General features: G+C 67.0%; 10 protein-coding genes. 6 read left to right on the forward strand and 4 right to left on the reverse strand.

Annotated features, from left to right (window positions below):
* Nucleotides 1-64: 64 nt before the first annotated feature.
* Nucleotides 65-2,302, reverse strand: a complete 2,238-nt coding sequence (locus ACFOPH_RS05080; RefSeq protein WP_379733950.1) for a putative bifunctional diguanylate cyclase/phosphodiesterase — start codon at nt 2,300-2,302, stop codon at nt 65-67.
* A 196-nt stretch (nt 2,303-2,498) separates the two neighbouring features.
* On the opposite strand from ACFOPH_RS05080, the gene aroC reads away from it, so the two are divergent.
* On the forward strand, nt 2,499-3,590 hold the full coding sequence (aroC, locus tag ACFOPH_RS05085; protein ID WP_312549864.1) for a chorismate synthase: 1,092 nt from the start codon (nt 2,499-2,501) through the stop codon (nt 3,588-3,590).
* A gap of 171 nt (nt 3,591-3,761) precedes the next feature.
* Here aroC and ACFOPH_RS05090 read toward each other — a convergent pair whose 3' ends face one another.
* Both ACFOPH_RS05090 and ACFOPH_RS05095 read right to left on the reverse strand, forming a co-directional pair.
* The gene (locus ACFOPH_RS05090; protein WP_379733953.1) at nt 3,762-5,258 is read right to left on the reverse strand and encodes an HDOD domain-containing protein; all 1,497 of its coding nucleotides are present in this window, start codon (nt 5,256-5,258) and stop codon (nt 3,762-3,764) included.
* Complete coding sequence (locus tag ACFOPH_RS05095; protein ID WP_379733955.1) at nt 5,255-6,991, reverse strand: putative bifunctional diguanylate cyclase/phosphodiesterase; 1,737 nt, start codon at nt 6,989-6,991, stop codon at nt 5,255-5,257. Before ACFOPH_RS05095 ends, ACFOPH_RS05090 begins: the two co-directional genes overlap by 4 nt.
* 369 nt (nt 6,992-7,360) lie before the next feature.
* Here ACFOPH_RS05095 and ACFOPH_RS05100 point away from each other — a divergent pair, with 369 nt between their 5' ends.
* From ACFOPH_RS05100 to ACFOPH_RS05115, 4 genes are all read left to right on the forward strand, one after another.
* Nucleotides 7,361-9,037: an isovaleryl-CoA dehydrogenase gene (locus tag ACFOPH_RS05100; RefSeq protein ID WP_379737857.1), complete on the forward strand. Its 1,677-nt coding sequence runs from the start codon at nt 7,361-7,363 to the stop codon at nt 9,035-9,037.
* 105 nt (nt 9,038-9,142) lie between these two features.
* On the forward strand, nt 9,143-9,793 hold the full coding sequence (upp, locus tag ACFOPH_RS05105; RefSeq protein ID WP_313703366.1) for a uracil phosphoribosyltransferase: 651 nt from the start codon (nt 9,143-9,145) through the stop codon (nt 9,791-9,793).
* 3 nt (nt 9,794-9,796) lie between these two features.
* Nucleotides 9,797-10,177 (forward strand): Hpt domain-containing protein, encoded by a 381-nt coding sequence (locus ACFOPH_RS05110; RefSeq protein WP_379733957.1) that lies wholly within the window; start codon nt 9,797-9,799, stop codon nt 10,175-10,177.
* 290 nt (nt 10,178-10,467) lie between these two features.
* On the forward strand, nt 10,468-10,671 hold the full coding sequence (locus ACFOPH_RS05115; RefSeq protein WP_036166698.1) for a cold-shock protein: 204 nt from the start codon (nt 10,468-10,470) through the stop codon (nt 10,669-10,671).
* Between the two features lie 84 nt (nt 10,672-10,755).
* Here ACFOPH_RS05115 and ACFOPH_RS05120 read toward each other — a convergent pair whose 3' ends face one another.
* Nucleotides 10,756-11,712: an IS1595 family transposase gene (locus ACFOPH_RS05120; RefSeq protein ID WP_379733960.1), complete on the reverse strand. Its 957-nt coding sequence runs from the start codon at nt 11,710-11,712 to the stop codon at nt 10,756-10,758.
* A 215-nt stretch (nt 11,713-11,927) separates the two neighbouring features.
* On the opposite strand from ACFOPH_RS05120, the gene ACFOPH_RS05125 reads away from it, so the two are divergent.
* Nucleotides 11,928-13,139 (forward strand): ISL3 family transposase, encoded by a 1,212-nt coding sequence (locus tag ACFOPH_RS05125; RefSeq protein WP_379732752.1) that lies wholly within the window; start codon nt 11,928-11,930, stop codon nt 13,137-13,139.
* Nucleotides 13,140-13,192: the final 53 nt, after the last annotated feature.

Genomic DNA, 13,192 nt, shown 5'->3' on the forward strand with positions numbered 1-13,192 from the left:
AATGACGCGACCTTTCGCGTGGGCACGGGGTGCCCACCCTACGGTCGCCGTTTCCTCGGCGGATTCACGCCTTCCGATCGCCCAGCCACGCGCGCAAATCCTCCGGCGACAGCGGCCGCGCGAACAGGTAGCCCTGCGCCAGCGGACAGCCGAGCGCGTGCAGGATCTGCGCCTGGCGTTCGTCCTCGACCCCTTCCGCGATCACCGACAGCCCCAGGTTGCGTCCGAGCTGGATCACCATCTCGGCGATGCTGCTGCCGCGCGCCGAGCCGGTGATCTCGGAAACGAAGGCGCGGTCGATCTTCAGGCGGTCGACCTGCAGGCGCTGCAGATGCGACAGCGACGAGAAGCCGGTGCCGAAGTCGTCGATCGCGATCGATACACCGGTCTGCTTGACCTCGGCCAGGATCTCGGCCAGGTGGCGCGGGTCCTCCATCGCCATCGATTCGGTGATTTCCAGTTCCACATAAGCGGGCGGGGCGCCGGTCTCGACCAGGACGTGGCGCAGCACCTCGACGAACTGCGGGTGGCGGAACTGGGCCTGCGAGACGTTGATCGACATCGTGAAGTCGCGAAAGTCCGCCGCGCGCAGGCGCATCAGTTCGGCGCAGGCTTCGCGCAGCACCCAGGCGCCGATCTCGACGATCAGGCCCGAATACTCGGCGATCGGGATGAAGCGATCGGGCGGCACCAGCTGGCCGTCCGCGCCGCGCCAGCGCAGCAGCGCCTCGGCGCCGTAGGGCCGGTTGCTGGCCAGGTCGATTTGCGGCTGGTAGGCCAGGAACAGTTCGCCGCGCCGGAAGCCCGCGCGCAGCGCGTGCATCAGGCGCACGCGCTCGCGGATCTCGACGCCCATCGAGCGCGAAAAATAGAAGTGGCCGCCGCGCCGGCGGGTCTTGGCGCGCTTCAGCGCGATGTCGGCATCCTTCAGGGCGTCGGTGGCGCAACCGTCGTGTTCGTCCAGACGCACCAGGCCCAGGGTGCTCGACACCTGCACGTCCTGGCCGTCGATCGAGAAGGGTGTCTTGAACAGGGCATGCAGGGCTGCCGGCGTGCAGGCGGCGTCGTCGCCGAGCACCGCGAAGATGTCGCCGCCTATGCGCGCCAGCGCCAGGTGCCCCAGCTGGTGCTCGAGGCGCTGCGCCACCGCGACCAGCAGCAGGTCGCCGAACTGGTGGCCCAGCGCGTCGTTACTCTCGGCGAAGTGGTCGAGGTCCACCAGGGCCAGGGTGGTGCCCGCCCGGCGCGGTGCCGCCAGCAGGTGGTCGAGCTGCTCGACCAGGCAGGTACGGTTCGGCAGGCCGGTCAGCGGGTCGAAGAACGCGGCCCGGTTCAGGCGCCCGACCAGTTCCAGGTTGTCGACCCCGACCGCGACCACGCTGACCAGCACTTCGAGCAGGCGGCGCCGGCCCTCGGTCAGCGGTTCGCGCAGCCTGACCCCGGCGGCGAAGTCGCGCCCGGACTTGCCGGCGAAGTAAAGCGCCACGCGCTCGGCCGTGTATTGGCTGGCACGCTCGCGCAGGGCGCACGCGACCAGTTGCTGGAGCGTGGGGTCGGGGTGATGCCGCAGCGGCCGGCCTTCGAGGTCGATGCAGGCGCCGGCCGCGCCCAGCACGTGCGGTCCTCCGCTTTCGTTCACGCACAGCACGCCATCGGGTTCCTGCAGCAGCACGCCGGCGGCATGGGCCAGCACGGCGCGGGCGATCGCGCGCGGTTCCTGCAAGGCCACCAGTTCGACGCCGATACGGGCGATGCGCGTCAGGGCGTCGTGGCCGCGCTGGAGCGTATGCAGCTGCTGGTAAGCGCGCAGCGCAGCGGCCACGCTGGTGTACAGCTTGGTGCGGGTCAGCTCGGACTTGGTCCGGTAGTCGTTGATGTCGAGGTCGCGGATGGCCTCCATCTCGGGCGCGTAGCCCGGCTGGCCGGTGCGCAGGATGATGCGCAGCTCGCGCAGGCCGAGCGTCTCGCGGATGTGGCGCACCAGGTGCAGGCCGGCGTCGGGCTGCTCCATGATCACGTCGAGCAGGGCCACCGCGATGCCGGGCACGCGCGCCAGCACGTCCCTGGCCTCGGCCGCGGAATACGCGTGCAGGAATTCGAGCGGACGGCCGAGCAACTCCAGGCCGCCGAGGGCGAAGGTGGTGGTGGTGTGGACGTCGGCGTCGTCGTCGACGATCAGGATGCGCCAGGTGTCGCGCCGTGCGTGCGGCTGCGGCGCGCCCGTTGCAAGGGGCGCTTCGTCAAGGAATACCAGATCGTCGTGCGCCTCGGCGCCGTCTCCCGGCGTAATCGATGCGGGCATTGTTATTGCGTCTCCAGGATTAGACACGGCATTTCATACAGAACAAGTATAGCGGCAAAAACTTGAGCATGATCCCAAATATTTCCGTACGGCAAAAATAAATGGGATGATGCAACGGGATCCCGCTCGGAGGCTACGGCTTTCAGTCCGGCGCGGGGCTGGTAGAATGGTCTTTTCGCTACTTCACCTGTCTACCATGTCTGGCAATACTTTCGGCAAGCTGTTCTCCGTTACCACCTTCGGCGAGTCGCACGGTCCCGCGATCGGCTGCGTCATCGACGGCTGTCCGCCGGGCATGGCGCTGTCGGAAGCCGACATCCAGCCCGAGCTCGACCGCCGCAAGCCCGGCACCTCGCGCCACGTCACCCAGCGCCAGGAGTCCGACCGGGTCGAGATCCTGTCCGGCGTCTACCAGGGCGTCACCACCGGCACCCCGATCGCGCTGCTGATCCGCAACGAAGACCAGCGCAGCAAGGACTACGGCAACATCGCCGAGACCTTCCGTCCCGGCCACGCCGACTATACCTACTGGCACAAGTATGGCGTGCGCGATCCGCGCGGCGGGGGGCGTTCGTCGGCGCGCCTGACGGCGCCGGTGGTCGGGGCCGGGGCGGTGGCGAAGAAGTGGCTGCGCGAGCGCCACGGCGTCGAGTTCATGGGCTGCATGCGCCAGCTGGGCGAGATCGAGGTCCCGTTCGGCGGCTGGGAGCACGTGGCGCACAATCCCTTCTTCGCGGCCACGGACGATGCCGGCCTGCTGGCGCGCATGGAAGCCTACATGGACGAGCTGCGCCGCGCGGGCGACTCGATCGGCGCGCGCATCGACGTGGTGGCGCGCGGCGTGCCGGTCGGCTGGGGCCAGCCGATCTACGACAAGCTCGACGCCGACATCGCCTACGCGATGATGGGCATTAACGCGGTCAAGGGGGTCGAGATCGGCGCCGGCTTCGCGTCCGTCGCGCAGAAGGGCTCGGAGCACGGCGACGAGCTCACGCCCGAGGGCTTCGTGGGCAACCACGCCGGCGGCGTGCTGGGCGGGATCTCCAGCGGGCAGGATATCACGGTCTCGCTGGCGATCAAGCCGACGTCGTCGATCCGGGTGCCGCGCCGCTCGATCGACAAGGCGGGCACCCCGAGCACGGTCGAGACCTTCGGCCGCCACGACCCTTGCGTGGGCATTCGCGCCACCCCGATCGCGGAAGCGATGCTGGCCCTGGTGCTGATCGACCACGCGCTGATGCAGCGCGCCCAGTGCGGCGACGTGCGCGTGGACACGCCAAGGATTTGATGTAGGGTGGGCGGCTCCACCGGGGTCCAAGAACCTACGCGGCTGGTTCGCCGCCCACGCGTTCAAGCGGCGGACGAATTGCCGTGGACGTGCATGCGTGCGTTGAACGCGTGGGCGGCGTACGATTTTGCGCTATGCCGGCTCCAGGGCCGAGCCGCCCACCCACGTCCCTCAGCGCGAGGCCAGCTCGGGATGGGCGCGCCGTTCGACGGTGCGCACCACCAGCGCGCGCAGGTCGTTGAGCAGCGAGAACTCGGCCTGGCTCAGGTGCACCGTGGGGAAGGTGTCGTCCCAGTCGCCGTAGACGAAGCCGACCGGCTGGCCGTGCAGGCACAGCGGGATCACGACGAAGCAGCGCGCCTCGGACAGCGTGCCGCGCCACCAGCCCGGCAGCTTGGCCGCGAACTTCGGGTCGCGCGCGTTCTCGATGAAGATCACGCGGTCGCTGGCGAGCGCCGCGTGGAATACATTGGCGTCGTAGCCGTCGTCGAAGACCAGGTTCGGCAGCAGCGCCTTGGCGCCGTCGCCCAGGCCCATCCTGGCCTGGTACTTGCTGTCGCGCCGGTTGCGCAGGAAAGCGAAGGCGCGCGTGCAGGACAGGCCCTTGAACATGGTTTCCAGCGCCATCGCCGTCATCTGGCCGGGGCTGGCGCCCTGGCCGGCGTCGCGCATGTCGGCCACGCCGCTCATCAGGATGCGGTTGCCGGCTTCGCGCTTGCGCTCGACCGCGTCGACCTTCGCGCGTTTTTCCGGCGGATTGGCCAGCGGCGCGATGGTGAGGTCGGTCGCGGCCTCGAGCCTGGCCTTGTCGACCGCGCCCAGGATGCGCTCGGGCTCGACGCCCAGCATCGGCGCGAATGCGTCGGCCAGCTCGCGCACCGCCTGCTCGCCGGCGGCATCGTCGTTCCAGAGCGAATTGGCGCAGCGCGTCGACATCGTGCCCAGCGCCGCCAGCCAGTCCTCGTGGCCGAAGCCTTCGCCCCGTTCGCCCGGCTCGACGCTGCGCATGCCCGCGACCAGGTTGCGCGGCAGGCCCCAGTGCTCGGCCGTGGCGCGGCCGATCTGTTCGAGGGAGAGGCCCAGCAATTCCGCCGCGGCAGCGCCCTCGTTGCCGGCGCCGGCCCGCTCCTGCAGCTCGGCCCAGCGCTCGGGCATGTAGAAGGTCACCATCATGCGGCCGAGCGAATGCAGGATCGAGCAGACTACGGCTTCCTCTGGATCGCGCGTGGCGGCGCTGGCGGCGACCTGCTGCGCGACCATCCCGGCCAGCACCGCCTTTTCCATCTCGACGTGGGCGATCGCGGAATCCGGCGTGCTCTTCGACAGTTCTTCGATCAGTTTCAGGCCCAGGGCCAGGTGGCCGATGGCTTCGGTGCCGAGCACCAGCACCGCCTTCGAGACCGTGTTGACGCGCTGGCCGAAGGCCGAGTACATGCCGCTGTTGGCCAGGCGCAGCACCTTCTGGGTCAGGACCGGGTCCGACAGGACCGTCTGCGTCATCGAGAATTCGCGCTCGTCCTCGCCGCGCATCGAGGCCAGGATGGCGTTGATGGCGCGCGTGAAGCCGGGCATGTCGCCCTGGCGGCGGATGCGTTCCCACAGCAGCTCCAGGGTGGCCTGGCCCTGGGCCGTATGCTGTTGGTGTTCCGGGGTCGTCGTGTACGTCATCGTGTGCCTGCGCGCGGTTCGGACGGCAGCAGCGCCGTGTAATGGTTGTCCTGCAGGGCGGCGATCGCGACGTGGGCCGGCATCGGTTTGCCGGTCAGGTAGCCCTGCACGTAGCGGCAGCCGCGCTGGTCGAGCCAGGCCAGCTGGTCCTCGGTCTCGACGCCCTCGGCCACGACCGAGAGGTCGAGGTGGCGCGCCATGTCGAGCACGGCGCTGCAGATCGCCGCTTCCTTCTGGGCGTGCGGCAGGTCCTTGACGAAGGCGCGGTCGACCTTCAGCACCGAGATCGGAAAGCGCTTCAGGTAGGCCAGCGACGAGTAGCCGGTGCCGAAGTCGTCGATCGCGATGCGCGCGCGGCGCTCGGCCATGCGGGTCAGGATGGTCTCGGCATGCGCCGGGTCGACCATCAGCGTGCCTTCGGTGATCTCGAGCACCAGCTTTTCGCCCGGGGTGCCGGAGAACGCCAGCGCCTCGTCGAGCACGTCGAGGAACTTGTCGTTCCTGAACTGGCGCGGGCTGATGTTGACCGAGATGTAGAGCTCGCGCCCGGCCGCTTCCTCGAAGTGGCGGATCTGGGCGCAGGCCGCCTTCAGCGCCCAGGCGCCGAGCATGGTGATCAGGCCGTTGGTTTCGGCGATCGGAATGAAGCGCGCCGGCGGCACCATGCCGAGGGTCGGATGCTTCCAGCGCATCAGGGTCTCGAAACCTTCGATCACGCGGGTGCGGGCGCCGACGATCGGCTGGTAGTAGAGCAGGAATTCGCCCTCGCGCACCGCGTTGAACATCGCCGCCTCGAGCGAGATGTCGTGCTGGGGCGGTCCCTGCTCGCGGGCGCTGTAGACGATCGCCCGGCCCTTGCCGGTTTCCTTGGCGCGCGAGAGCGCGGCGTCGGCCAGGGCCAGCAGGCCGATGTCGTCCTCGGCGTGCTGCGGATAGACCGCCACGCCGACCGAGGCCCCGAGGTAGACGGTATGGCCGTCGACTTCGAACGGCGACTGCAGGATCGCCAGCAGGCGGCCGGTGACGAGCTTGATCTGGGCCTCGGAGCAGGTGCCGGGCAGGACGGCGACGAACTCGTCGCCGCCGACGCGCGCCAGGGTGTCGCTGTCGCGCAGGGTCTTGCGCAGGCGCACGCCGGCCTGGCGGAGCACCGCGTCGCCGACCGGGTGGCCGAGGCCGTCGTTGACCTTGCGGAAGCCGTCCAGGCCGACGATCGCCACCGAAAACCCCAGTCCCGTGCGGCGCGCATTCGCCACCACCATGCGGATGCGGTCGGACAGCAGCAGGCGATTCGGCAGTTCGGTCAGCGCATCGTGGGTCGCCATGTGGCGCAGCCGTTCCTCGGTGGCGTGCTGGGAGCTCATGTCGCGCCCGACCACCAGCAGCGTATCGTCGTCCTCGCAGCCGGCGATGCGCAGCTCGAACCAGACTTCGCGCTGGCCGCATTTCAGGCGCGTGCGCACCAGCACCGGCTCGGCGGCGGCGTGCGCGTCGACGAAGGCGGTGCGCAGGGCGGCCTGGTCGAATTCGGAGGCGATGCTGTTGAGCAGCAGGCCCTCGAGCGGCCCCAGTCCGATCAGGCGCTCGGTGCGCCGGCTGCATGCACGGATCTGGCCGGAAGGAGCGACGCGGAACACGGCGTCGCCGGCAGCCTCCATCAGGCTGTCGATGCCACCGCGCGCCGGGGGCTGGCGCGGCTGGTCGATCGGCACGGCGGAGGAACTGGAGCGCATTGTTGAATTCTGATTGATTGCCGGCACCTGCAAGAGGTGTGAGCGTGGGAGTTTACCAAACCACAGAGGACTTTATCACTGAAAGATTCCAAGCGGCATTAAATAGTCTGAAACAAGGCACGCTGTTTGCGCGGGTTTTGCGTTGCCGCAGGGCTGACTTGTGCGGAGCAGCCGTTTGCGCTAGCCTGTTGCCGGATCGTTAATGATGCTCCGCCTGGCGGACATTGTCACCGATCAACGAGATTCCGGGGAAGCGCGGCGCTCGAAAATGATGCTTCGTTGCAACATTCAACCAGGACGGCCCGTCGGGCAGGAGCCAGCATGGAACAGCGCAGAGGTCAGTCGATGAGTCAGTCGCCGAGTCAGTCGATGAGCCAGTTCGATACGCACGAGGTCTTCAACCAGGCGCCGCCCTTCGGCGACGTCAACCTGTTCGGCTGCGATGCCGCCCTGCGCGAGGGGCTGGCGCGCGAAGGGGCGGACTGGGCCGCCGGCGCGCTCGACGCGCTCGGCGAACGCCTGGGGCGCTTCGAGATCCTCGACCTGGCGCGCGTAGCGAATGCCAACGGCCCGCGCCTGGTGAGTTTCGACCGCAGCGGCCGGCGCATCGACGAGGTCGAATTCCACCCGGCCTGGCACCAGTTGATGGCGCTGATGATCGGCGCCGGCGTCCATGCCAGCCCCTGGGTCGAGGCGCGTCCCGGAGCCCAGGTCGCGCGCGCCGCCGCCTACCTGCTGTTCGGCCAGGTCGAGAACGGCGCCCAGTGCCCGGTGACCATGACCTATGCCTCGGTGCCGGCGCTGCGCCGCAACGAGCGCATCGCCGCGAAGTGGCTGCCGAAGATCCTGTCGCGCGAGTACGACCCGCGTTCGCTGCCGGTCGAGCAGAAGCGCGGCGCCCTGGTCGGCATGGGCATGACCGAGAAGCAGGGCGGCACCGACGTGCGCGCCAACACCACGCGCGCGTTCGAGATCGCACCGGGCGCGGCGCGCGCGCGCTTCGGCGAGGAGGGCGAGGGGGCCTGGGAGATCGTCGGCCACAAGTGGTTCTTCTCGGCGCCCCAGTGCGACGCCCACCTGGTGCTGACCCAGACCGACGACGCCGGAAGCGCAGGCCTGTCCTGCTTCTTCGTGCCGCGCTACCTGCCCGACGGCAGCCGCAACGCGATCCGCGTCCAGCGCCTGAAGGACAAGCTGGGCAACCGCTCGAATGCCTCGTCCGAGGTCGAGTTCTGCGGCGCGGTCGGCTGGCTGGTCGGCGCGGTCGGCCGCGGCATCCCGACCATCCTCGAGATGGGCAGCCACACCCGGCTCGATTGCGTGGTCGGCACCGCCGGCATCATGCGCGCCGCGCTGTGCCACGCGCTGCACCATGCGCGCGGGCGCTCGGCCTTCGGTCGGCCGCTGGCGCAACAGCCGCTGATGCAGAACGTGTTGGCCGACCTCGCCCTGGAATCGGAGGCGGCGACCGCCTTCGCCCTGCGCCTGGCGCGCTGCTTCGACCACCCCGACGATCCGCTCGAGAACGCGCTCGGGCGCCTGCTGACGCCGGCCGGCAAGTACTGGCTGTGCAAGCGCGGCCCGGCCTTTGGCGCCGAGGCGATGGAAGTCATGGGCGGCAACGGCTACGTCGAGGATGGCCCGCTGGCGCGCCTCTACCGCGAGTTCCCGGTGAACTCGATCTGGGAAGGCTCGGGCAACGTGATGTGCCTGGACGTACTGCGCGCGCTGGCCAAGTCGCCGCAGGAGGCGCGCGCCGCGCTCGAGGCCGAACTGATGCCGGCGTCGCAACTGGACCCGCGCTTCGCCGCCTTCGCCGCCCGCCTCGGCGAGGAGCTGCCGCGCGCCGACGAACACGGTGCCCGGCGCCTGGCCGAGCACCTGGTGATCGCGGTGCAGGGCGCGCTGCTGCTGCGCCACGCGCCGCCTTTCGTGGTCGAGGCCTTCATCGCCTCGCGCATCGAACAGGACGTCGGCGGCGCCTTCGGGCGGTTGCCGGCGGGCGTGGATGTCGAGGCGATCCTGGACCGCGCATTGGTAGTCTGAATATAAATTTCTGCACCAGCGCGGGACAAACCGGCCCGTGACTGGGATAATGGCGGGCTACGAGCTTGACGCTAGCCTCCACTACAGAACACCACCATGTCGATAATGAAACAAGATCCGCGCTTCCCCAGTCTCTACATCCTGAACCACCCGCTGATCCAGCACAAGCTTTCGCACATGCGCGAGCACGACACCTCGACCCGCACTTTCCGCGAGCTGCTCAAGGAGATCACGCTGCTGATGGGTTACGAGATCACGCGCGACCTGCCGCTGACCACGCGTCCGGTGCAGACGCCGCTGGTGACGATCGACGCGCCCGTGATCGCCGGCAAGAAGCTGGCGATCGTGCCGATCCTGCGCGCCGGCATCGGCATGAGCGATGGCCTGCTGGAACTGGTGCCCTCGGCCCGCGTCGGCCACATCGGCGTGTTCCGCGATCCCGAGACGCACGAGCCGGTCGAATACCTGGTGCGCCTGCCCGACGTGACCGACCGCACCTTCATCCTGTGCGACCCGATGGTTGCGACCGGTAATTCGGCGGTGCACGCGATCGACGTGCTGAAGAAGCGCGGCGTGGCCGACGAACAGATCCTGTTCCTGGCGCTGGTGGCCGCGCCCGAGGGCGTCAAGGTGGTGCAGGACGCGCACCCGAACGTCAAGGTCTACGTGGCGTCGCTCGACTCGCACCTGGACGACCACGCCTACATCGTGCCGGGCCTGGGCGACGCGGGCGACCGCATCTTCGGCACCAAGTAAACCATGGCCGGGCCGGTCGACGCCGCGTTCTTCGAACGACTGACGCAAGCCAACGAGCGCTTCCGCGCCGGCTTGCCGGCCACGCTGGCGCAACTGGCGGCGGTGCGCGACGAGATCGAACCCGGCGCGCCGGCGTCCGAACTGGTGGCCGAGCTGCAGTCGCTGCTGCATACGCTGGCCGGAGCCGCCGTCACCTTCGGTTTCCGCGAGCTGGGGCAGGGCGCACGCCAGCTCGAGCAGCGCCTGCGGGTGCTGACGGCGTTCGAGAGCGTCGGCGCGGACGACTGGGGCGCCTGGCTGGCCGCCCTGGCGCGCTTCGTGGAAGCGGGGTTGGCGACGCCGGCGCCGGGTTATCACAGCTCGGCCTTTTCTATATTGCTCTAATCCAAAAGTATAGCGTCGAGTCGTTTGATCCAACGCAAACTTGCCTAGCTTCGATGACCTATATTCTCCTTAGTGCCGAACCGAACACGCCGGGGTAAAAGTTGGTTCCCGGCATTGTTACGCGATTTTGTTTTTTATTTTTCGAAAAATGCGTGACAGGTGTTTTATTCGGTATAATACGGGATCGTTGGGTTCGAGGTAGTAGTGCAGTCTGTCTGTCATTTCTTTCTTGCTTCTTCAAACGATCATAAACGGGCGCAAGCCCAACTTAACTGAAATAGGAAATTGTAATGGCAACTGGCATCGTTAAATGGTTCAATGACTCGAAGGGCTTCGGCTTCATCACCCCTGACGAAGGCGGCGAAGATCTGTTCGCTCACTTCTCGGCTATCCAGAGCCAAGGCTTCAAGTCCCTGCAAGAGAACCAGCGCGTCTCGTTCGACGTGACCTCGGGTCCTAAGGGCAAACAAGCATCGAACATCCAGCCGCTGTAATTCCAGCCGCTGTATTACGATGAAAAAATCCTCGGCATGCCGGGGATTTTTTTCGTCTGCAGGTTTTGTTTGGCGCTGTCACCGTTACGTGTTGAAAATGCCCAGCGCTGCTCGCAGGAAGCGCTCAGACGAGTCGATACGCCGGCCATCGAGCGCCCAGCACCAGCCGAGGTAGTGCGGCAGGTAGCGCGAGGCGACACCGTGGAAGCGCGCCAGCCATTGCCGGAAACGCCGGTGGTAGCCGTTCACGTTCTGCACGTGCACCGCGCCGCGCACCCGTTCGCCGCCACGCAGGTTGACGAAAGCGTGCGATAGCCCGGCCTCGCGGGCGAAGGCGCGGTATGCTGCATGACCGTCGCTGACCAGCAGCACGTCGCGCTCGAGTACCGGCAGCAAGTGTTGGCGCAATTGCGCAGCGGTGACGGCGCCGCGCCCAGTCACGAAGTCGACGGTGGCACCGGAGCGGTCGCGTGCAACCAGGATGCAGTCGTGCTCGCGATTGATGCCGCGCGTTGCCGACACGCCGCCACGCTTTCTTGGCGGTCGATCCAGCCTGCGCGATCCTTTCTGCGATTCGAGCAGGAACAGCTCGTCGGCCTCGGCGATGCCGGACAGCAGTGTGGGCCGGTCGTGCCTGGCCCAGGCCAGGAAGCGGTGGCGCCAGCGGAAACTGGTGTTGCGGTGTACGCCGAGCGTCGCGGCGGAGGTGCGCACCGATTGTGCTCCGAGCATGCGCTCGAGGTAGTCGAGCCAAAGCCCGCGGTGGCGCAGGCGGGCTAGCGGCGTTCCCGTCAGGGCGCTGAAGGTTTTGCCGCAGGCGCGGCAGCGGTAGCGCTGCAGGCCGCGGTCGCGTCCATGCTTGTGATGCCGCTCGCCACTGCAACCGGGACAAACAAGGCGGGACGGTGTCACTGTCTCGATGGCTGCACGAAGCCGGTCAAGGCCGAGTGCGGGACGCAAGCGCTCCAGCAATTGTCGCCGCTGGCCCTGGCTCAGCAGGCTCACGCCGTCGATCCACCGCTTGAACTTTACCGCCTGCATCGTCGCCCTCGTCGTCGCTCCGGATACAAGCTCAGACCACGTCGCGGTGCGACAGTTCAGTTAACCCAACAGGTAACGGTGACAGCGCCTTTTGTTTGGTTCTTCGCGGGGAATGGGGGAAGACGGGATTGACGAACTGAGCAGGAGGTGGTGGCGGAGGTCTGATGTTGGTAGATTGATAGTCGCCAAACAAATCAGTCTGTCAAACCACCGCCATGCTCAATGCTATGCCGTCTGTCCCGTTTTGGGAAGGCCATATTGTCGATGCCGTCCACGAACAAGAGGACGGGTCGCTGTTAATCGTTCTCGATACCAGCCCTTCAAGCGAAGCTTTGTGCGGGGCATGCCGCCAGCCTTGCGCTCTGGTTCATGAGCGCCGAAGGCGTAAGGTGCGTGACCGCGACATTCTGGATAGGCGTGTCTGGCTCGATGTGCCGGTGCGGCGACTGGACTGCCATCACTGCGACGCACGGGTAGCCGAGCACATTGTTTGGCTCGACCGCCGGGCGCGCATCACGCACCGCGTGCGCCTCTGGGTGGAGGCGCTGGCACAGCTGCTTCCGATAGCCCATGTGGCCCGGTTGACCGGCCTGCACTGGCATACCATCAAGGACATCGATCATCGGCGCTTGCAGCACCTGCATGGTGGCTTCTCGGCAGAAGGCGTACGGCGCTTGGTCATGGACGAATTCGCCCTGCACAAGGGGCACCGGTACGCCACTGTCGCCCTGGATGCCGAACGAATGCGGGTGCTATGGGTGGGAGAAGGCAATAGCCGGGAAGCGATTCGGCCGTTCTTCGAGTTGCTGGGAGAGGAAGGCTGCCAGCGGATCGAAGCCGTTGCCATGGATATGAACACGGCCATGGACCTCGAAGTTCGCCAGCAATGTCCAAACGCAGAAGTCGTCTACGACCTGTTTCATGTGGTGGCGCGCTTCGGTCGCGAAGTGGTCGACCGGGTTCGTGTCGACCAGGCCAATGCCTTGCGTGCCGAACCAAAAGCCCGCCAGGTCATCAAGCGCAGTCGCTGGCTGTTACTGCGCAATCGTGACAACCTCAAGGCCGAGCAGGCCGTCAAGCTCGAAGAGCTGTTGGCTGCCAACCAGCCCTTGGCAACGGTTTACCTGCTCAAGACCGAGCTGAAGGAAATCTGGTATGCGCCATCAGTCCGGGACGGTGCCCGGCGGTGGAAAGCCTGGCTCAAGCTCGCCTTGCAAAGCCAGATCGCACCGCTGATCCAGTTTGCCAAACGCCTGGCCAAATATCGCCGCGGCATCCTGGCATCAGCCATCTATCCGATGAGCTCATCGATCCTTGAAGGCGTCAACAACCGCATCAAGGTCATCAAGCGCATGGCCTACGGTTTTCGGGACGCATCCTACTTCTTCCTGAAAATCAAGGATGCGTTCCCCGGCAAAGTGCGATGAACCTTTTGTTTTGTAGTCGACTGTTCGTTGCGGTCGTTTTGCTCTTCCAGGCG

Origin of the sequence: Massilia haematophila (assembly GCF_042647645.1) — a bacterium.
Lineage (GTDB): Bacteria > Pseudomonadota > Gammaproteobacteria > Burkholderiales > Burkholderiaceae_D > Telluria > Telluria haematophila.

Excerpts from the sequence above, each read along its gene's own strand:
- ACFOPH_RS05080 (WP_379733950.1), bottom strand. The coding sequence starts at position 2,302 with ATGCCCGCATCGATTACGCCGGGAGACGGCGCCGAGGCGCACGACGAT.
- aroC (WP_312549864.1), top strand. The coding sequence starts at position 2,499 with ATGTCTGGCAATACTTTCGGCAAGCTGTTCTCCGTTACCACCTTCGGC.
- ACFOPH_RS05090 (WP_379733953.1), bottom strand. The coding sequence starts at position 5,258 with ATGACGTACACGACGACCCCGGAACACCAACAGCATACGGCCCAGGGC.
- ACFOPH_RS05095 (WP_379733955.1), bottom strand. The coding sequence starts at position 6,991 with ATGCGCTCCAGTTCCTCCGCCGTGCCGATCGACCAGCCGCGCCAGCCC.
- ACFOPH_RS05100 (WP_379737857.1), top strand. The coding sequence starts at position 7,361 with ATGAGCCAGTTCGATACGCACGAGGTCTTCAACCAGGCGCCGCCCTTC.
- upp (WP_313703366.1), top strand. The coding sequence starts at position 9,143 with ATGAAACAAGATCCGCGCTTCCCCAGTCTCTACATCCTGAACCACCCG.
- ACFOPH_RS05110 (WP_379733957.1), top strand. The coding sequence starts at position 9,797 with ATGGCCGGGCCGGTCGACGCCGCGTTCTTCGAACGACTGACGCAAGCC.
- ACFOPH_RS05115 (WP_036166698.1), top strand. The coding sequence starts at position 10,468 with ATGGCAACTGGCATCGTTAAATGGTTCAATGACTCGAAGGGCTTCGGC.
- ACFOPH_RS05120 (WP_379733960.1), bottom strand. The coding sequence starts at position 11,712 with ATGCAGGCGGTAAAGTTCAAGCGGTGGATCGACGGCGTGAGCCTGCTG.
- ACFOPH_RS05125 (WP_379732752.1), top strand. The coding sequence starts at position 11,928 with ATGCTCAATGCTATGCCGTCTGTCCCGTTTTGGGAAGGCCATATTGTC.